Annotated in this window: 16 protein-coding genes; 8 read left to right on the plus strand and 8 right to left on the minus strand. The window is 74.7% G+C overall.

Going from position 1 to position 18,580, the window contains the following annotated elements:
* Positions 1–29: 29 nt before the first annotated feature.
* Complete coding sequence (locus tag ACZ67Q_RS27995) at positions 30–770, plus strand: hypothetical protein (protein ID WP_471187466.1); 741 nt, start codon at positions 30–32, stop codon at positions 768–770.
* A 7-nt stretch (positions 771–777) separates the two neighbouring features.
* Entirely contained in the window at positions 778–5,082 is a 4,305-nt protein-coding gene (locus ACZ67Q_RS28000; protein ID WP_471187469.1) for an HAD-IC family P-type ATPase, read from the plus strand.
* A gap of 629 nt (positions 5,083–5,711) precedes the next feature.
* On the opposite strand, the gene ACZ67Q_RS28005 is transcribed toward ACZ67Q_RS28000, so the two are convergent.
* Entirely contained in the window at positions 5,712–6,791 is a 1,080-nt protein-coding gene (locus ACZ67Q_RS28005; protein ID WP_471187470.1) for an NADH:flavin oxidoreductase/NADH oxidase, read from the minus strand.
* A gap of 121 nt (positions 6,792–6,912) precedes the next feature.
* Between ACZ67Q_RS28005 and ACZ67Q_RS28010 the strand changes: the two genes are divergently transcribed.
* The gene (locus ACZ67Q_RS28010; RefSeq protein WP_471187473.1) at positions 6,913–7,272 is read left to right on the plus strand and encodes an ArsR/SmtB family transcription factor; all 360 of its coding nucleotides are present in this window, start codon (positions 6,913–6,915) and stop codon (positions 7,270–7,272) included.
* A 113-nt stretch (positions 7,273–7,385) separates the two neighbouring features.
* Here the strand turns inward: ACZ67Q_RS28010 and ACZ67Q_RS28015 are convergent, their stop codons facing one another.
* On the minus strand, positions 7,386–8,732 hold the full coding sequence (locus tag ACZ67Q_RS28015; protein WP_471187476.1) for an FAD-dependent oxidoreductase: 1,347 nt from the start codon (positions 8,730–8,732) through the stop codon (positions 7,386–7,388).
* Between the two features lie 200 nt (positions 8,733–8,932).
* Here ACZ67Q_RS28015 and ACZ67Q_RS28020 point away from each other — a divergent pair, with 200 nt between their 5' ends.
* Complete coding sequence (locus ACZ67Q_RS28020; protein ID WP_471187478.1) at positions 8,933–9,421, plus strand: DUF6214 family protein; 489 nt, start codon at positions 8,933–8,935, stop codon at positions 9,419–9,421.
* A gap of 64 nt (positions 9,422–9,485) precedes the next feature.
* Here ACZ67Q_RS28020 and ACZ67Q_RS28025 read toward each other — a convergent pair whose 3' ends face one another.
* Complete coding sequence (locus tag ACZ67Q_RS28025) at positions 9,486–10,139, minus strand: DUF305 domain-containing protein (protein WP_471187481.1); 654 nt, start codon at positions 10,137–10,139, stop codon at positions 9,486–9,488.
* Positions 10,140–10,259: 120 nt separating this feature from the next.
* Between ACZ67Q_RS28025 and ACZ67Q_RS28030 the strand changes: the two genes are divergently transcribed.
* Complete coding sequence (locus ACZ67Q_RS28030) at positions 10,260–11,759, plus strand: LVIVD repeat-containing protein (protein ID WP_471187484.1); 1,500 nt, start codon at positions 10,260–10,262, stop codon at positions 11,757–11,759.
* Here ACZ67Q_RS28030 and ACZ67Q_RS28035 read toward each other — a convergent pair.
* Positions 11,747–12,421, minus strand: coding sequence for a TetR/AcrR family transcriptional regulator (locus ACZ67Q_RS28035; RefSeq protein ID WP_471187487.1), 675 nt, complete (start codon positions 12,419–12,421; stop codon positions 11,747–11,749). The two genes, ACZ67Q_RS28030 and ACZ67Q_RS28035, sit on opposite strands and share 13 nt — an antisense overlap.
* 268 nt (positions 12,422–12,689) lie before the next feature.
* Here ACZ67Q_RS28035 and ACZ67Q_RS28040 point away from each other — a divergent pair, with 268 nt between their 5' ends.
* Positions 12,690–12,938, plus strand: a complete 249-nt coding sequence (locus ACZ67Q_RS28040; protein ID WP_471187490.1) for a DUF2630 family protein — start codon at positions 12,690–12,692, stop codon at positions 12,936–12,938.
* A 15-nt stretch (positions 12,939–12,953) separates the two neighbouring features.
* On the opposite strand, the gene ACZ67Q_RS28045 is transcribed toward ACZ67Q_RS28040, so the two are convergent.
* The 4 genes from ACZ67Q_RS28045 to ACZ67Q_RS28060 all read right to left on the minus strand — a co-directional run bounded on the left by ACZ67Q_RS28045 (position 12,954) and on the right by ACZ67Q_RS28060 (position 15,947).
* Positions 12,954–13,643: an HAD family hydrolase gene (locus tag ACZ67Q_RS28045; RefSeq protein ID WP_471187493.1), complete on the minus strand. Its 690-nt coding sequence runs from the start codon at positions 13,641–13,643 to the stop codon at positions 12,954–12,956.
* Positions 13,644–13,676: 33 nt separating this feature from the next.
* A complete protein-coding gene (locus ACZ67Q_RS28050; RefSeq protein WP_471187495.1) occupies positions 13,677–14,348 on the minus strand; it encodes a phosphatase PAP2 family protein in 672 nt (223 codons plus the stop codon).
* A gap of 49 nt (positions 14,349–14,397) precedes the next feature.
* Complete coding sequence (locus tag ACZ67Q_RS28055; RefSeq protein WP_471187498.1) at positions 14,398–15,333, minus strand: M56 family metallopeptidase; 936 nt, start codon at positions 15,331–15,333, stop codon at positions 14,398–14,400.
* Between the two features lie 71 nt (positions 15,334–15,404).
* Complete coding sequence (locus ACZ67Q_RS28060; protein WP_471187500.1) at positions 15,405–15,947, minus strand: DUF5134 domain-containing protein; 543 nt, start codon at positions 15,945–15,947, stop codon at positions 15,405–15,407.
* 147 nt (positions 15,948–16,094) lie between these two features.
* Between ACZ67Q_RS28060 and ACZ67Q_RS28065 the strand changes: the two genes are divergently transcribed.
* Entirely contained in the window at positions 16,095–17,717 is a 1,623-nt protein-coding gene (locus tag ACZ67Q_RS28065) for an FUSC family protein (RefSeq protein ID WP_471187503.1), read from the plus strand.
* Positions 17,714–18,244, plus strand: coding sequence for a MarR family winged helix-turn-helix transcriptional regulator (locus ACZ67Q_RS28070; RefSeq protein ID WP_471187506.1), 531 nt, complete (start codon positions 17,714–17,716; stop codon positions 18,242–18,244). The genes ACZ67Q_RS28065 and ACZ67Q_RS28070 overlap by 4 nt, the downstream gene beginning before the upstream one ends.
* Positions 18,245–18,580: the final 336 nt, after the last annotated feature.

An 18,580-nucleotide genomic window follows, 5' to 3' on the forward strand; every position in this document is an offset into this window, starting at 1 on the left:
AAGCGAGGTCGCGCGAGGTGAGGACAGTCATGGCAACGCAGCAGTCGCCCACGGCGACGCTCCCGCAGCCGCTGCGCACCGCCGTCTCGGCGCTGCGGCGGGTGCCCGGCGCGGGGCTGGTGGGCCGGGCGGCCGGCGGGGCGCTGGACAGAATCGGGGCCGTGTCGCCGCGTGGCCGGCGACTGGCGGTGTACACCGGCGCCGGGGTGCTCGGCGTCGCGGGCGTGGTGGAGTGGCCCGTCGCCCTCACCGGCGCGGCGGTGGCCTGGCTGACGCAGCCACGGTCCGGGGAACGGGAAGGCGCCGCGGCGACCGCCGGGGCAGCGGCGTCCGAGACGGCGGGCCGGGTCGAGCAGGAGACGGATGACACGTCGGGCCACGCCACGGGCGGTATGTCCACGCACATCGCGAGCACGGAGCCCGGTCCTGCCCCGGGCGGCCCGGAGGACGCCGCGGGCGGTGGGACCACATACGCCACGGGCGCGACGACACACGAGGGCGTCGCCGCCTCGCCCGGGCCCGCGCCCGCAGGTTCGTCCGAGTCCGCGGGCACCGGAGCTCCCGGAGCCCGTCCCGCCACCTCGCGGCACGAAGGGGCGGTGGCGAAGAGCGCCGCCAAGCAGGTGGCGAAGAACGCGGCGCTCAGCGCGTCCAGGGGGGCGAGCGCGCACTACTCCGGAACCCGGGCACGACGGACCACGGCGTCCCCCACGAGGACCAGGGCGGGAGCGTCCACCCCGGACGTCCGGCCGCGACACGGCGAAGAGTGAGGATTCCATGGCGCTGGGCTTGCTGAAGCTCCCCGCGGCGGCCGCCGCCGTCCTGCCGGCTGCCGGCCCCCGCCTGCTGGCGCGCGGTGTCGCGCCCGCCGCGGACCTGGCCGCCGGAGCCGTCGGCCTGGCCGCGGGCGCGGTCGCCGGGGCGGCCCGGGCCGGAGTGCGCGGCGCGGACGCCGCGGTCCGGGTCGGCCGGGTCACCCGCGGTGCGCTGCCGGGCGCGGGCAGCCACTGGCGGTCCGGCCGACGGGCGCACCTCGCGCTGCGGCCGACCGCCGAGGAACACGTACGGCGGGCGGGCGGGCTGGAGGACACGGCGCGGCGGGTGGCGCGCATCCTTGCCGAACGGCCCGACGTCGCCTTCGCGTACTGGGACGGCGGGCTGGCCCGGCTGGTGGTGACGGCGACCGAGGACGCCATGACCGACCGGGTCGTCGAACACGCCACCGCCCTGGCCGAACGCCACGGCCTGGGCACGGCGGACTCCTCCGACATCGACATCGAGGAGTTCCCGCACCCGGGCGACCCGGCCGGCGTGCGCACCGCCATGGCGGCGCTGCTGACCGACGCGGCCGGGACCGGGGCCGCGCTGACCGCGTACGCCCTGCACCTTCCGCCGTCCCCGCGTCTGGTGACGGCGTGCGTGACCCTGCTGCGCGAGAACCCCCGTGTCCGGGCCTGGCTGCGCGGACGCTTCGGCCGCTCCCGGATGGACCTGCTGCTGGCCGCCGCCAACGCGGCCGCGCACGGCGCGGGGCAGACACCGACCGCGCTGGTGCTCGACGGCACACTGCGCGCCTGCCAGCTGGCGGAGACGGTGGCCCGCTCGGCGGCATTCGACGCCGTCCACGACCGTTTGTGCACCCCCGACCGCACCGGAGTGCACGCGAGCGCCCGGCCGCGCCCGCCGCTGCGCAGCACTCCGGCCCAGCAGTACGCCGCACACGCGGGCACCGGCAGCATGCTGGGCGCCGTGGCGGCCCTGCTCGTCAAGCACGACGTGAACGAGGCGGCCGAGGCGGTCCTCGCCGGCTCCCCGAAGGCCGCCCGCTACGGCCCCGCCGCCTTCAACGCCGTCCTCGGCATGGCCCTCGCCCGCACCGGCGTCCTCGTACGGGACAGCGAGCGGCTGCGGCAGCTGGAGACGGTCCAGTCGGTGCTGCTGCACCCGAGCGCGCTGCGCACCCCGGGCGCGGGCGCCGACCCCTGGGCCGAGGCCGTACTGGACGCCGCCCGCGCCGCCGGGCTGCGGGTGGTGATGGTGGACGACCCGGCGCTCGCGGACTTCACCGGACTCGCCGACCACCTCGTGTCCGCGGACCGGCCGCTCGGGGAGGCCGTGGACCGGCTGCGGGAACGCGGCGCGGTGCTCACCGTCGCCCGCGCGGCCGCGGCCGAGGACGACGACGTGCTGACCGGGCTGCTCGCCGGCGATGTGGCCGTCGCGCTCGCGGACGGCGACGCCACGGTGGTGTGGGGCGCGGACCTGGTGGCGCCCGGTGGCCTGCCCGACGTGTGGCGGCTGCTGCGGGCCGTGCCCGTGGCGCGGGACGTGGGCCGCAGGTCGCAGACGCTGGCCCGGTCCGGCGCCGCCCTGTCGGGCCTGCTGGTGGCGATCGGCGACGCACGCCGTGTCCGGCGCTCCCCGATGATTCCCGGACTGCGGCACGCCCCGGTGGACGTGAGCGCGACCGCCGCGCTGCTGAGCGGTGCCCGGGCGGCGCTCGGCGTGGCCTGGGCCCGCTCCCCGCGCCCCCGCGCACGCGTCGCCTGGCACGCCCTGGACGCCGACGCCGTACGGGAGCGGCTGGCGCGGCGCCGTGAGGACCGGCCGACACTCAGGGAACAGACGTCGGGCCGCGTGCACCAGATGGCCAAGCGGGCCGAGAAGGTCCCCGCGCTCGCGCCGGTGCGCTGGACCCTTCAGCTGGCCCGCGCGGTGCGCGGCGAACTCCACGACCCGCTCACCCCCGTCCTCACGGTCGGCTCGGCCGCCGAGGCGATCCTCGGCTCGGCCGCGGACGCGTTGCTGGTGGTCGGCGCGCTCGATCTGAACGCCCTGGTCGGAGGCGTCCAGCGGCTGCGCGCCGAGCGGGCGCTGTCCGGGCTGCTCGCCGAGCACAAGCGCAAGGCCCGCCTCACCTCGAACGAGTGGCGCGAACCCCGTACGGTCGACGCCGCCAAGCTGCACCCCGGCGACGTCATCGACCTCAAGGCGGACGACGTCGTCCCCGCCGACGCCCGGCTGCTGTGGGCGGACGGCCTGGAGGTCGACGAGTCCGCGCTGACCGGCGAGTCGTTGCCGGTCGACAAGACCATCGACGCCTGCCCGAGCGCCGCGGTGGCCGAGCGGCACTGCATGGTCTTCGAGGGGACGACCGTGGTGGCCGGAAACGCCCGCGCCGTCGTCGTCGAGACCGGTGAGCGCACCGAGGCGTCCCGCGCGGTCCACCTGGCCGCCCGCAAGCCGCCCTCCGCGGGCGTCCAGGCCCGGCTGCAGGAACTCACCCGCAAGGCGCTGCCGCTGACCCTGGCCGGCGGTGCCGCCGTGACCGGTCTGTCGCTGCTGCGCGGCACGCCGATCCGTGAGGCGGTCAGCGGGGGAGTGGCGGTCGCCGTGGCCGCCGTACCCGAGGGGCTGCCGCTGGTGGCGACGGTGGCGCAGCTCGCGGCGGCCCGCCGGCTCAGCCGGCGCGGGGTGCTGGTGCGGGCGCCGCGCACCCTGGAGGCCCTCGGCCGGATGGACACCATCTGCTTCGACAAGACGGGCACCCTCACCGAGAACCGGCTGCGTCTGGTGCGGGTCACCGACACCGACGGCACCGTCCGCAAGCGGGACGAGGCCCAGGACAGCCGCACCCTGATCCAGGCGGCGCGCGCCTGCCCGCAGATGAACGGCGGGTCCGACCGGCCGGTGCACGCCACCGACGAGGCCGTCCTGGAGGCCGCCGCCGACGATCCGCAGTGGACGCAGGAGGAGGCGCTGCCGTTCGAGGCCGCGCGCGGGTACGCCGCCGCGGTGGGACACGCCCCGGACGGCGGACGTGTCCTGGTCGTCAAGGGCGCCCCGGAGAACGTCCTGCCCGCCTGCGGCGACCGGGCAGGCGAGGCGTCCGACACCGCGCACGCGCTGGCCGCCGACGGACTGCGCGTGCTGGCGGTCGCCGAACGCCGCCTGGACGACGACGAGTCGGGCGCCGACGCCCTCGAAGAGGCGCTGCGCGAGCTGGAGTTCACCGGCCTGGTCGCCTTGGCCGACGTGGCCCGCGACACGTCCAACGCGCTCGTGCACGGGCTGCGCGAGGCGGGTGTACGACCCGTCATGCTGACCGGCGACCACCCGCAGACCGCGCGGGCGATCGCCGTCGAGCTGGGCTGGCCGGAGGACACCGGCGTGGTCACCGGCGACGAGTTGGCCGCCGCCGACCGCGCCGAACGCGCCCGCATGCTGGGTGACTGCGGTGTCGTGGCCCGGGTCGCGCCGGAGCAGAAACTCCAGGTCGTGGAGGCGCTGCGGGACGCGGGCCGGGTGGTCGGGATGGTCGGCGACGGAGCCAACGACGCCGCCGCGATCCGCGCCGCCGACATCGGGGTCGGCATCAACGCGCGCGGCTCGGCGGCCGCGCGCAACGCCGCGGACCTGGTACTGACCGATGACGACCTCGGGGTGCTGGTCGAGGCGGTCGGCGAGGGCCGCGCCCTGTGGCACAGCGTCGCGGACGCCATCGCCATCCTGATCGGCGGCAACGCGGGTGAGGTCGGCTTCGGTATCGTCGGTACCCTGCTGGGAGGCCGGGCGCCGCTGTCCACGCGGCAGATGCTGCTGGTGAACCTCTTCACGGACCTGTTCCCGGCGATGGCCGTCGCGGTCACCCCGGAGAAGGACCCGACGGAGGAGGCGAGCGGGCCGCTGGGCTCGTCGATGCTGGGCGAGCCGCTGATCGAGCAGATCCGGCACCGGGCCCTGACGACGTGTCTGGGGGCTGTGGTGGCCTGGCTGTTCGGCCGGTTCACCCCGGGGACGACCCGCCGGTCCACGACGATGGCGTTGTGCGCGGTGGTCGGCACGCAGCTCGCGCAGACGCTGGCCGACCGGCGGGGCAGCCCGCTGGTGCGGGGCACCGTGCTCGGGTCGGCGGCGGCGCTGGTGCTGCTGGTCCAGACACCGGGCGCCAGCCAGGTCTTCGGCTGCACCCCGCTCGGCCCGCTCGCCTGGGCCGGCGTGGCCGCGGCGATCGCCCTGGCCCTCGCGGGCCAGCGAGCCCTGCCCCGCCTGGAGGAGACCGTACTGAGGCTGACGCGGTGAGCTGAGCGCGGGGGCGGCGGGTCGCCGGGTGGGAAACCGGGTGAGGCTCCGGCCGCCCCCTGAGCGCCCCCGCGGACCGGCCGTTCCGCGGGGGCGCCGGGTGGGACCGGGTGCGGCTCCGACCCGCCCCGGACCGCCACGGCGCCGCGGGCCGGCCGGTCACGGGGACGCACCGCCGGTGAGGTCCGCCGTACCCCGGTGCGGCCGACGGCCCGGTCGACGGGACGGGACGCCGACCGGAGCGCAGCATCGGCCTTCGCCGCGGCTGCGCGGACGGGAACCGAGGGCGGCTGCCACGGATCGGCCGCGTGGACGGGGCGGCACCCTGGCTGGCCTTGGAGGGGGCGCCGCCCCGGCACCCGGTCGGCGCAGCCCGCCGCCGCGGATCGGCCGCGCGGGGCCCCGGACGGGGTCCCGCCCCGCGCCGGTCGGCGCAGCCCGCCGCGGCTGCACGGATCGGCCGCGCGGACGGGCAGGAGGCCGCGCGGGGCTCCGGACGGGGCTTGCCGTCCCGGTGCCCGGTCAGCGGCACAGAAGGGTGCCGACGACAACCCGTTGGAGAACGGCGGCGGTCGCCACCCCGTGCCGCACCGGCCGCCGGCGCGGCCGGTCAGGTCGGCCGCCCGCGGTCACACCGACCGGTGGTACTGGTCCGGCACGTGGACCTCGCCGCCCAGCAGGCGCGCCGCGTGCCGGGCCCAGGACGGGTTGCGGAGCAGTTCGCGGCCGAGGAGGACCGCGTCCGCCTCACCGTTGGCGAGGATCTTCGCCGCCTGTTCCGGCTCGGTGATCAGGCCGACGGCGGCCACCGGCAGCGGCGTCTCCGCCTTGACCCGCGCGGCGAACGGCACCTGGTAGCCGGGCTCGGTCGGGATGCGCACGCCGGAGGCGTTGCCGCCGGTGGAGACGTCGAGCAGATCGACGCCGTGGGCGTGCAGGTCCCGCGCGAAGCGCACGGTGTCGTCGGCGGTCCAGCCGCCTTCCTCCAGCCAGTCGGTCGCCGAGATGCGGAAGAACAGCGGCTTGTCGTCCGGCCACACCGCCCGTACGGCGTCGACGACCTCGAGCGGGAACCGGGTCCGGTTCTCGAACGAGCCGCCGTAGGCGTCGGTGCGGCGGTTGGAGTGCGGGGAGAGGAACTCGCTGATCAGGTAGCCGTGGGCACCGTGGATCTCGACGATCTCGAAGCCCGCGGCCAGCGCGCGCCGGGCGGCGTCCGCGAACTGGCCGACGATCTCCTTGATCTGGTCCACCGTCAGCTCGGTGGGTACCGGGTGCCGTTCGTCGAAGGCGACGGCGCTCGGTGCCAGCGGCTGCCAGCCGTGCGCGTCGGGCCCGACCGGCGCCCCGCCCTCCCACGGCTGGTCGGTGGAGGCCTTGCGCCCACCGTGACCGAGCTGGATCGCGGGCACCGTCCCCTGGCCGGCGAGGAAGCGGGTGATGCGGCGGAAGGCCTCGACCTGCGTGTCGTTCCACAGACCGAGGTCGTACGGCGAGATCCGCCCCTCGGGCGAGACGGCGGTGGCCTCGACGATGATCAGGCCCGTGCCGCCGGCCGCACGGGCCGCGTAGTGCGCGAAGTGCCAGTCGTGCGGCACCCCGGCCTCCGGCCCCTCGGCCGCGGCCGAGTACTGGCACATCGGCGGCATCCACACACGGTTGGGGATGGTCACTTCGCGCAGGGTGTAGGGCTCGAAGAGCGCACTCACGGCGGACTCCATTCGTCACGGGGCCGGTGGTCGACTCGTACGATAGCCATCGTAGTACGGTGGATGTCAAACTACGAGAGCCTTCGTACAATGGAGGGCATCCGACGAACTGGAGCCCGCCGTGACCCCCGCCCCCGCCACCCCCGCCGTCAGCAGCCGTGAGCTCCCGCACCCGGCGCGGGAGGAGATCCGGCTGGAGACCGTGCTGCACGCCCTGTCCGACCCCATGCGCCTGCGCATCGTGCGCGAACTGGCTGTGGCCACCGATGAGTTGTCCTGCTCACACTTCGACCTGCCGGTCACCAAGTCGACCACCACGCACCACTTCCGGGTGCTGCGCGAGGCGGGGGTGATCCAGCAGACCTATCAGGGCACCGCCAAGATGAACGGCCTGCGCCGCGAGGACCTGGAGGACCTCTTTCCCGGTCTGCTCGACGCCCTCCTGGACGCCGCGGCTCGCCAGGCCACCCGACTCGCCTGAACCGGCCCGCCCTGGCTCAGCGCGCCCGGCCCGCCTCGCCTCAATGCGCCCAGCTCCCCTTGACGCTCACCGCGTCCGGCCCGCCTGACCCGGCCCACCCCCGGCGGGTCCCGTCACGGGGCGGCGGCGCGTGCCGCGGTCATGAGCGACCGCCAGTCCGGCAGCTTGACGACGAAGCGTCCGAGTGACGCCCCGAGCCGCGCCTCCGCTCGCTCGATCGCCAGCCAGCCCGCCCACTCGACCGGCTCGGCCCCCGCCGCCCGCAGCGCGTGCAGCGGATCGCCGGGCAGCTCGGCGGTCATGAGCGCGGGGGCGTCCTCCAGCAGCGAGGCCGCCGTCTCCCGGGCGCACGGACGGTTGGTGCCGATGACACCCGTCGGCCCCCGCTTGATCCAGCCCGCCACGTACTCGCCCGGTACGACGGCCCCCTCGCGCAGGACGCGCCCGGCCAGGTTCGGCACCGTGCCCTGCTCGGCGTCGAACGGCAGCCCTTCCAGCGGCACCCCGCGGTAACCCACCGACCGCAGCACCAACTGTGCCTCGATCTCCTCGAACCGGCCGGTTCCCCTCACCCCGCCGTGCCCGTCCGGCGCCGTCCGTTCGAAACGCACCGCGCCCACCCGGCCCCCGTCGGCGAGCAGCTCGACCGGCCGCAGGAAGAACCGCAGCCCGATCCGGCGCCGGCCACCCGTGCCCGCGCGCCCCGCCCACTCGCCCAGCACCTCGACGTTGCGGCGCTGCGCCGCCGGGAGCTCCGAGGGATCGGTGTACCCCGGGTCCAAGGCGAGTTCCGCCGCGTCCACGCGAACCTCGGTGTCCGGAAGCGCGCCCAGTTCGCGCAGCTCCTTGGTGGTGAACCGGGCCTGCGACGGGCCGCGCCGGGCCGCCATGTGGATCCGGGTGACCCGGCTCGCGGCCAGCGCGGTCAGTGCCGCCTGAGGGACGTCGGTCGGGCTCAGCTCCGCCGGGCCGCGCGCGAGCATCCGGGTGACGTCGACGGCGACGTTCCCCGCGCCGATGACGACGGCCGAGCGGACGCCGTCCAGAAGGCCGTCGGCGGCGGCGTCCGGGTGGGCGCTGTACCAGGCGACGAACTGCGTCGCCGGCCGGCTGCCCGGCAGGTCCTCGCCGGGGATGCCCAGGCGCCGGTCGGCGGCGGCGCCCACGCAGTACACCACCGCGTGGTACAGCTCCCGCAGCCGTGCGGCCGGCACGCCGCCCGGTCCGCCGATCCGGACCCCGCCCAGGAAGCGGACCCGGGGCTCCTCCAGGACCTCGCGGAGGGTGTGCTGGAGCGACTTGATCTTCTCGTGGTCGGGTGCGACGCCGTAGCGGACCAGGCCGAACGGGCACGGCAGGCGGTCCAGGACGTCGACGCGTACCTCGGGGCTTCGCTGGAGAAGGCTCTGCGCGGTGTAGACCCCGCTCGGGCCCGAACCGACGACGGCGACACGGAGCACGGCGGAACTCCTCTGTCAGGGGGAGGGCTTCTTCCCGGCCCCGGCGTCGCACCGTGACGGCTGCGCTGACAGGGTGCTGTCCGGGTGGACGGATGCGTGTCCGTTCGTATGGAATGTGATCATGAGGTTACGTTGCGTGTGTGCTTGAAGCATCCTTTCTTAATCTTTCCGATCGATCGGAGGCGGACGGCGCGGTCACCGTGTCGCCCGCGTGGGAAGTGCAGGAGGACGCCGGCGCGACGAGGTGGTTCCACGTCCGGCTGGCGTTCCCCGACGGCGCCGGTGTGGAGGCGCTCGCCGTGATGACCGAAGGGTGCGTGTCCATCGAGGACGTCCGGGCCGAACCCGCGCTGTCCCTGGACGACCTTTCCGTGCTCGCGGACTGGATCGAGGGCCCGCTGTTCGAGGCGTGCGGGGTGGACGCCGACGACGCCGACGAGGACGGCGCGGACGCCGGCGAGGGCGAGCGGTCCGGCGGGCGCCGGGCCCGTCCGGCCTGGCCGCGCGGCATCGAGGGGCGATGGCAGGTCGCCCAGGAGTACCGCGCGGCCCAGGAGGAGGGCGCCGACCCGGTCCTCGCCGTGATGTGCGCGACCGGCCACAGCCGCCGCAAGTCCCTGCGCCTGATCGCCCAGGCCCGCGACGCCGGCTTCCTGACCCCACGTCACGCCCGCCGCAAGGCGGACTAGACCCGGGCGCCCGGATCGGGCCGGCCGCGACGCCGGGACGCTCCAGGCGGCAGGACCCGGGCCGTCACCGCATCTGACGCATCCGCGTGATCTCACTCGTCTGCTGCGCCACCACGTCGTCGGCCATCTCCTCGATGCGTACGTTGTTGCCCTGCGCCTTGACGTCCGTCGCCATGGTGATCGCGCCCTGGTGATGGGTGATCATCAGCGTGAGGAAGAGCGCGTCGAACGCCGCGCCGCGCGCTGCCCCCAGCTGCTTCAGCTGTGCCTCGGTCGCCATGCCGGGCATCCGGCCGTGCACATGCCCGCCGCCGGCCTCCTCCTTGCCGTGCTCCTTCAGCCAGGCCCGCATGGTCGCGATCTCCGGCCCCTGAGCGGCCGCGATCCGGGCCGCGAGGCGCTTGACGCCCTCCGACCGGGCGTGGTCCGGGGCGAGTCCGGTCATCCGCAACGCCTGTTCGTGATGAGCGATCATCATGCGCGCATACGACACGTCGGCCGCGTTGGGCGTGTCGTCGTCCGCCCGCTGCTGTGCCGCCTCCTCGGCCGAGAGCGTGCGGTTGGCCTCGCCCGGCTTGCCCGGTACCAGCACCGAAGGACCGCCGGCCGCCGCGGACCTGGCGTCCGCGCCGGAGTCACAGCCCCCGAGGGCGAGCAGGGTGAGGGCGGTCAGCGAGACCGTGGCGAGGGCCGGACGCGATCCACGGCGCAGGAGCAAGGCGACCTCCCGGGTTCTTCATGACGATCCCATTGCCATCTGTTGATCTGGGCATGATGAAGACGATACTGCGGGGAAGCGTGAACCGTTCCGACCGGAACGGTGCCGAGGGAGGAAACAGTGACCCTGCACGATCCCCGAACACGACGCAGACGCCTGGGCGTTGCCGCCGCGGCGGCCGGGCTGCTGGCCGCGCTGATCACCGCCGCACCCGCCGGCGCCACCCCCGACCCGGGCGATCACCCGGCCGCGCCGAAGGAGGTCTCCCGCAGTGCCCGGACGCAGGCGGCCGAGGCGATCGCGGCCGGCGAGATACCCGGCCAGGACCAGATCGTCCACTCCGCCAACGTCCAACACCTCACCAACATCCCCAAGGACGCGCTGCCCGGCACGAATTCGGACCTCGCCTTCCAGGGCCGGTACGCCTTCGCCGGCAACTACGACGGCTTCCGCATCTTCGACATCGGCAACCCCGCGTCACCGAAGACCGTCGCGCAGGTGCTCTGCCCCGGTTCGCAGAACGACATCTCCGTCTCCGGCAACCTGCTCTTCCTGTCCACCGACTCCTCGCGCAGCGACAGCAGTTGCCACAGCACCACGCAGCCGGCGACCGAGAAGTCCTCCTGGGAGGGCATGAAGGTCTTCGACATCAGCGACAAGCGCAACCCCCGGTACGTCGCCGCCGTCGAGACCGCCTGCGGCTCGCACACCCACACGCTGGTGCCCAAGCGGGACAACGTCTACGTGTACGTCTCCTCCTACTCGCCCAGCGCGAGTTACCCCGACTGCCAGCCGCCGCACGACGGCATCTCGGTCATCAAGGTGCCGCGCGACGCCCCCGAGAAGGCGGCCGTGGTGAACTTCCCGGTGCTCTTCCCCGGCGACGGCCCGGACGGCGGCGGCAACCCCGGCGCCCCCACCAACCCCGGCGTCTCCAAGACCACCGGCTGCCACGACCTCACCGTGCTGCCCTCCGCGGACCTGGCGGCCGGCGCCTGCATGGGTGACGGCATCCTGTTCTCCATCAAGGACCCCGAGCACCCCAAGGTCATCGACCAGGTCCAGGACAACGTCAACTTCGCCTTCTGGCACTCGGCGACCTTCAACCAGAAGGCGAACAAGGTCGTCTTCACCGACGAGCTCGGCGGCGGCGGTGCGGCCACGTGCAACGCGGCGACCGGCCCGAACCGCGGCGCCGACGGCATCTACGACATCGTCGGCAAGGGCGAGAAGCGCAAACTCGTCTTCCGCGGCTACTACAAGATCCCGCGCCACCAGGCCGACACCGAGAACTGCGTGGCCCACAACGGCTCGCTGGTCCCGGTCGAGGGGCGCGACATCATGGTCCAGGCCTGGTACCAGGGCGGCGTCTCCGTCTGGGAGTTCACCGACTCCACGCACCCGAAGGAGATCGCCTACTTCGAGCGCGGCCCGCTGAGCACCGACACGCTCACCGTCGGCGGGGCGTGGTCGGCGTACTACTACAACGGCTACATCTACGCCAACGACATCGCCAAGGGCTTCGACGTGCTGAAGCTCAGCGACCGCCGTACCGACCCGGCCCGCCGGGTCCACCTGCGGGAGCTCAACGTCCAGACACAGCCCGACTACTTCGACTGACCCTCCGGCCGCGCGCCGGTCGCGAAGAAGCGGGACAGATCCTGCTCGCAGCCCCCGCCGGGCGCCTCGGCGTCCGGCGGGTTCCCCGCCTCCCACGCCAGTCCGTAGCGCCGGAACAGCTCGGCGCGCATCGCCGTGATCGACATCGCCACGTTCGGCAGGACCATCGCGTACACGGCGCCCATCAGCACCGAGCGCAGTATCGGGTAGTCGCGGTCGATGTCGCGTGAGCCGTACCCGGCGACGGTGGAGCGCAGCAGCTCCGCGAGTCGCTGCTGCTCCGGGCACTGCACGAAGCCCTCCGCCTGCAGCAGGCCCGCCATGTGCTGGCGCATCAGCACCGGTTCGTCCCGGGCCAGCCCCAGGATCGCGTCGATCGCCCGTGCCATGCGCTCGCGGCCGTCCTCGGTGCGCGGCTCGCGCTCCAGGGCCTCCTCCAGCGTGCAGTGCATCAGCCGGTGCACGGCGGACTGCACCAACTGGCGCTTGCCGGGGAAGTAGTACGACACCAGTCCGCGGGCCGAGCCCGCGCGATCGGCGATGTCGGCGAGCGTCGTCGCCTCGTAGCCGCGCTCCCTGACCAGCTCGAGTGCCGCCTGCAGCAGCCGCTCCCGGGAGCGCCGCCGCAATTCCTCATTGACCGAGGCGCTGCGCGGGGACATGCTGTAACTCCTGCGTTGACTGGCTGCCAGCCAACTATACTCAACGCGTGTCGACCAGCCCGTGTTCGGGCCCGGTCGGCGTTGCCGTCCGCTCTGGACGACGCGGGGGATCGTCCAGAGCGGACCCTTTTCGCCCGCATGGTCGCCTCAGGCAATCGGTGGAGGGCCTCGACGTGCCGACGGCGATCACCGAGCCGCCATCGGTCGCAGGCGTGCTCCGGGCTCCCTAGAGTGATGCGGAGAGAGCCGGCCGAGGAGGCGTGGGCGGATGGAACAGGACCAGAAGATCCTGGCCAGGATCACGGAGATGGTCGAGCGCGAGCACCGGCTGCGGGCGGACCTGGCGTCCGGGCGGATCGACGGCGTCACCGAGCGGCAGAGCCTCACCGAACTGGAGCACGAGCTGGACCGGTGCTGGGACCTGCTGCGCCAGCGGCGCGCGAAGGCGGAGTTCGGGGAGAACCCGGACGAGGCCGAGGCCCGTTCGTCCTCGGAGGTCGAGGGCTACCTGGAGTGACACGGGGCCCGGGTTTCAGCCCACCAGGGCCGTTACGGGGCGCAGCGCGTCGGGTCGCTCGTGGGCCGGCAGATGGTCCACGAAGTGCACCCGGCAGCCCAGGGCCGCCGCGCCGCCGTCGGCGTGGCGGCTGTCGCCGACCATGAGCGTCTTTGCCGGTTCGACGTCCAACGCGGCACAGGCGAGGGCGAACAGCCGCGGGTCCGGCTTGCGGATGCCGTGCTCGTACGACAGCACATAGGTGTCGATGAACGCGTCCAGACCGTGGGCGCGGAAGACGGGACGCAGATCCCAGCCGATGTTGCTCACCACGCCGATCCGCACCCCCCGCTCCCGCAGGGCGCTCAGCACGTCGGCCGCGTCCGGGTACGGCGTCCAGGCGGCCGGTGTGCGATGCCGCTCGTACAGGGCGTCGTACAGCCCCGGATCGGGCAGCGGCACCTGACGGGCCAGGCCGGTGTAGGCGGCCCGGTGCCCGGCGCCGCTCTCGTCGCGGGTCTCCCACAGCTCGGCGAGATGGCCGGGGACCTGCTGCGGGTCCGGACCGCCGGGCAGCGCGCCCGCCGCCTCCAACGCGCTGACAGTGTCGGCCAGTTCGTCCTCGGTGAGGGTGATCCCCGCGTCCGCGAGGACGGCGCGCAGCCATGTGTCGACGGACTCGATCCGAAAGAGCGTGCCGGAGAAGTCGAAGAGAACAGCGGTCATGACGATGATCCTAGTGACCACCCTCCGGCCGGATCACGGCCGCCATCGCAGATGCGCCGCCACCGCGCCCGCCACCAGCGCCGCGCCCAGCAGCCAGCCGCCGAGCACGTCGGAGGGCCAGTGCACGCCGAGCCACACCCGGGTCACACCGACCCCGACGACACTGACCAGGGCGACGCCGAGAGCCGTCCGGCGCAGGGCAGGCCCGGCGCCGTAGGCGTGCACCAGCCACACGAGCAGGCCGCACACCACCGTGGCGGTCAGGGCGTGGCCGGACGGAAAGGCCGCGTAATGGGCGGAGTCGACCGGGTCGGGCCACACGGGGCGGGGCCGGTCGACCACGGCCTTCAGTGCCTGCTGCACCACCGTGGCCGTCGCCGTCGCCGTCACCAGCCACACCGCCGTCCACCACGCGGCGCGCCGCCACAGCAGCCACACGGCGACGGCCGCGCACAGGACGCGCATCGTCGTGGGGTCCCACACCCAGTCGGTCAGGACGCGGAAGACGTGCGTGACACCGGGGTCGCCGACCGCCCAACGGTGGGTGGTCCGCGCGATGTCGCCGTCGGTGCCGGTGAGCGGACGCCATCTGATCGCGACCAGCGCGGTCAGCAGCCCCGAGCACAGCGCGAGCACGAGGGCACAGCGCAGTGCGAAGCGAGGGGCGGGGGAGCGGGGCGGCGCGTCGGCGGACGGAGGGTGCATGGTGCGATCCTCGCCGACGGGCGGTGGGCGAGGCCAACTCCGCCCCGTGTCAGCCCAGCGCCCGCAGCCCCGGACCGAACGCCACCAGCACCGGGATCACCGGCACCAGCGCGGCCGCGGCCGTCAGCTGCAGTCTGCGGGCCGCGGTGAGCCGGGCCGGCGCGGTGAGCAGCCGGTTCACCCGCTGCGGCACCTGCCCGTGCCCGCCGGGGCAGGGTCCGAACACGCCACGGTCCTCGTTGAGTTCGACGAGCGCGAGCGCGGTGGTGAGCCGGCCGAAGCGGCGCGAGGCCGTGTCGTCGGCGGCCAGTTCGACCAGCCGGTGCATCTCGTCACGGAACGCGGCGAACACCGGCACCTGCGGAAAGCCGCCGGCCAGCGCGGAGGAGCAGTGCAGCAGCCAGTCGTGCCGGGCGCGCGCGTGCCCCTGTTCGTGTGCGAGCACGGCGTCCAGCCGACGCCCCTCGAGCCGGCGCAGCGCGGCGGTGGTGACCACCAGCCGGGCCGGTGTGCCAGGCAGCCACCAGGCGTCCGGGCGCTCTCCCTCGAGGATGACCAGCCGCTCGCGGCGCGTGCCCTCACCGGGCAGTCGAGGGACGCGCACGAGGAGTTCGGTCCGGCGCAGCCTGCGCCGTGCCCGCGCCCGGGCCACCTCGCGGACCAGCATCGCCGCGGTCCACACCCCGCCCAGCGCCAGCGTCACGGCGGTCGTGGCCGCCCAGGGAGCGCCTACACCCAGCTCGTAGGCCTCCACCACGGCGCGCGGCGCCGACGCGAACACATGGCCGCGCACCGCCTGCCAGGCCGCCGCGGCGCTGAGCGTCATCGACAGGGCGCAGCACAGCAGTACGGCCGCCACCACGCACTGCCACACCCACAGCGCGACCACCGGTTCACGGTCCGGCCAGTCGGCCCGGGCGAGCAACCGCGGCGCGACAACCGCGGTCAGGGCGCCGAGCAGCATCAACGTCGCGGGCACCAACATGGGCAGCAGCCTATGAGGCGCGGGCTACCGGGCGGTACGTACAGCGCGGGCAAAGTGACACACCCCACGCGTCACAGCGTCAGCAGCATCGCCACCATCGCTATGCCCATCGAGAGCCGACACGCCCGCGTCAGCTCCGGCCGGCCGCCCCAGCCCGCCGCGGGCGGCGCACCGGCCACCGCCGCCACCGGCACCAGCCGCGCCCCGGACAGCAGCACATACACCGCGAAGTAGAGCAGCAGGGCCCCCGTCACGGGCGGGACGCCGCCGCCCGTGTGGTGGTGGGCCGGCGCGCCCGCCATCACCACGGACATATAGACCATGGCCACGGCCCCCACCAGGTGGTGCAGATGATGGGCGCTGCGACGGGCCGCCCACAGGGCACGGACGGCGGCCAGCCCGAACACCACCGCGTAGCCCGGCCAGGCCCACCCGGGCGGCGTGTACACCGCCGCCGGCACCGCCATCGCGGCCATCCCGAAACCCATCAGCGCCTCACTGCCGGCGGCCCGGCGCTGTTCCCGTGTCCCACTGCGCATGCGCACCAGGCAGTAAGCGCCGGTCGCCGCGCACAGCGCGACCAGGAGCCAGCCGGAAGAAGCCGGTCCGTGCACGCGCGCCTCCCCGTTCGACGGTCGGTCCAGGGAGAGCGATGCCCGGGCCACCCGGTGCGCACGCAAGCGCAGAGGTGTACACGGGGCGCGCAGGCGGGAGCGCGCACGCGATATTTCACAAGTAAAACACCTGTTAAACTAATTGCCATGCACATCCGTCCCCTCCCCCTCGCCGGAGCCCTGCGGCTCGGCCGCCCCTCTCCGATCTGGTTCAAGCCCGCGCTGAGCGCCGTCGTCTCGGTGGCGCCGCCGAACCTGATCCTGCTGGCGCTCGGCCGTCTCGACCTGGCGATGTACACGATGGCCGGATCCCTGTGCGCCCTGTACGCCCACAACCGCCCCTACGCCGCCCGGGCCCGGACGCTGGCCTGGGTGGTCCTCGGCATGACCGGCGGCCTCGCCGTCGCGCTGACCGCCGCGTCACTGACCACCAACGCGGCTGTCCTGGTCACCGTGGGCGCGCTGCTGGCCGCCGTACAGAAGGCGGTGTGCGACGCCACCCGCGTCGGCCCGCCCGGCAACGTCGTCCTCACCTTCATCAGTTCCGCGTCCCTCTTCGTCCCCCAGACCCTCGCCCAGATCCCCGGGCACCTCGGGCTGGCCCTCGTGGCGGGCGCCTGGGCGTGGCTGGTCGGCATGGCCCCGGGCCTGGTCCGGCCGCACGGCCCCGAGCGGCGCGCGACCGCGCAGGCCCTGACCGCGGCCGCCGCCCACGCCGCCACCGGCGACGCGCACACCCGGGGCGCGGCGGCCGCCGCCGTCCAGGCCGCCTGGCAGACCCTGCTCACCGCGGGTCTGCGCTCCGACCGCACCCGGCGAGGCCTGGAGCGCCTCCTCGTCCGCGCCGAGGTCGCCCTGGCCGCGCCCGCCGACAGCGACCCCGGCCGCCTGCGCGCCTGGGCCCGCGACCTGCGCGGCAACGGCCCCCTGCCCCGCGTGGACGACCTGCCCGGCGAGGCGGAGGAACTCCTGGGCGTGGAAGCGGAGCGGACCGCCCCCACCCCTCGACACCACCTGACCCCCGTCGCCGTGCGCACCTTCGTCGGCTGCGCGCTGGCCGGCTACGCCTCCCTCGCGCTCGGCGTCGGCCGCCCCTACTGGGCCCTGGTCACCGCGGCGAGCCTCTACCAGGCCAACCTCACGCTGACCTGGAGCCGGGCCGTACAGCGCGTGGTCGGCAACGTCATCGGCGTCCTCGTCTTCGCGGCGGTCGTCCCGCTGGCCCACCTCCACCAGGCGGCGCTCGTCCTGCTGTGCCTCGCCTTCAACTTCGGCGCGGAGGCGCTGATCGGCCGCAACTACTGGCTCGGCACGATCTGCGTGACCCCGATGGCGCTGCTGATCACCGAGTTCGCCCGCTTCCAGGACTCCGCCGAACTGATCACCGAGCGCACCATCGACACGCTGGTCGGCGCCCTCGTCGGGTTCATGGCCGCCGTGGCCGTCACCAACCGCCGCTCGGGCGACCGCCTGGAACACGCCCTCACCACCGCCGAGCAGGCCCGCGAACGCGCCGCCCGCCTCCTCACCGAACCCCACACCCCGGCCGCCGCCCTGGAAGCCGCCCGCCGCGCGCTCGCCGGCGCGCTGGTCGACCTGCGCGCCACCGCCGAGGCCGCGTCCGGCGAGTGGTGGCAGCGCGCCCTGCCGCACGACCGGGTGGTGCTCACCGAACAGGCCGGACACCGTACGCTCGCGGCGACGGTACGGGCCCAGGGTCTGACCCCGGACCGGGACGGACGCACGAGAGCGGAGGACGTACGGCCATGACGGCGACCAAGGGAAGAGACGACAGGGGTGACACCGTCGCCGCCGTCGTCCGGCAGTGGCGGGCGGTCCACCCCGACCTCGACACCGGCCCCATGGAGATCATCGGCCGGGTCAACCGCTGCGCCGCCCTCCTCCAGCAGGCGGAGGACGCGCCGCTGCGCCGGGCCGGGCTGAGCCGCGCCGAGTTCGACCTGCTCGGCGCGCTGCGCCGCACCGGGCACGAGCTGACGCCGGGCGAGGTGGCCCGCGAGACCTTCTCGTCCGGCGCGGCCGTCACCAAGCGGCTGAAGCAACTCACCGAGCGCGGCCTGGTCGACCGCCGCACCGACACCCGCGACCGCCGCGTCTCGCACGTCCGCCTCACGGCCACCGGCCGCGACCTGGTCGACTCGATCCTGCCGGAACAGCTGGCCTACGAAACGGCGGTACTGTCCGCCCTCGACGACACCGACCAGCACGACCTGGCAACCCTCCTCGGCAACCTGCTGGCCCGCCTGGAGGGCCGCCTGGACGCCCTGCGAACCTGACCCCACCCCACGGCGCTGGCCGCCCGGCGGGTGTTGTGGCCGGCCGGGGGTGGGGAGGTCGGCGCTGACGGGGGCACCGGCCGCGCCCACCCGTGCCGCCCTGGGCCCCCTGCTCGAAGAGCTTGGGGGGAGGCACGCATGCCCGCGGACTGAGCGGACAAGCCGCCCGCGCCCCCGCTGCAACCCGCAGCGAAGCGGGTCGAGACGCGCGCCACGACATTGCCGCACCCGCGTACGGCGGTGAGGGGCCGGGGTGGGGGGTGTCCGCCCGCAGCGTCCGGCACCGGCACAGGGCGCCGTGTCAGGGGACGGGCGGCCGGACCGAGGACGGACACC

Source organism: Streptomyces sp. NPDC036813 (genome assembly GCF_055609245.1).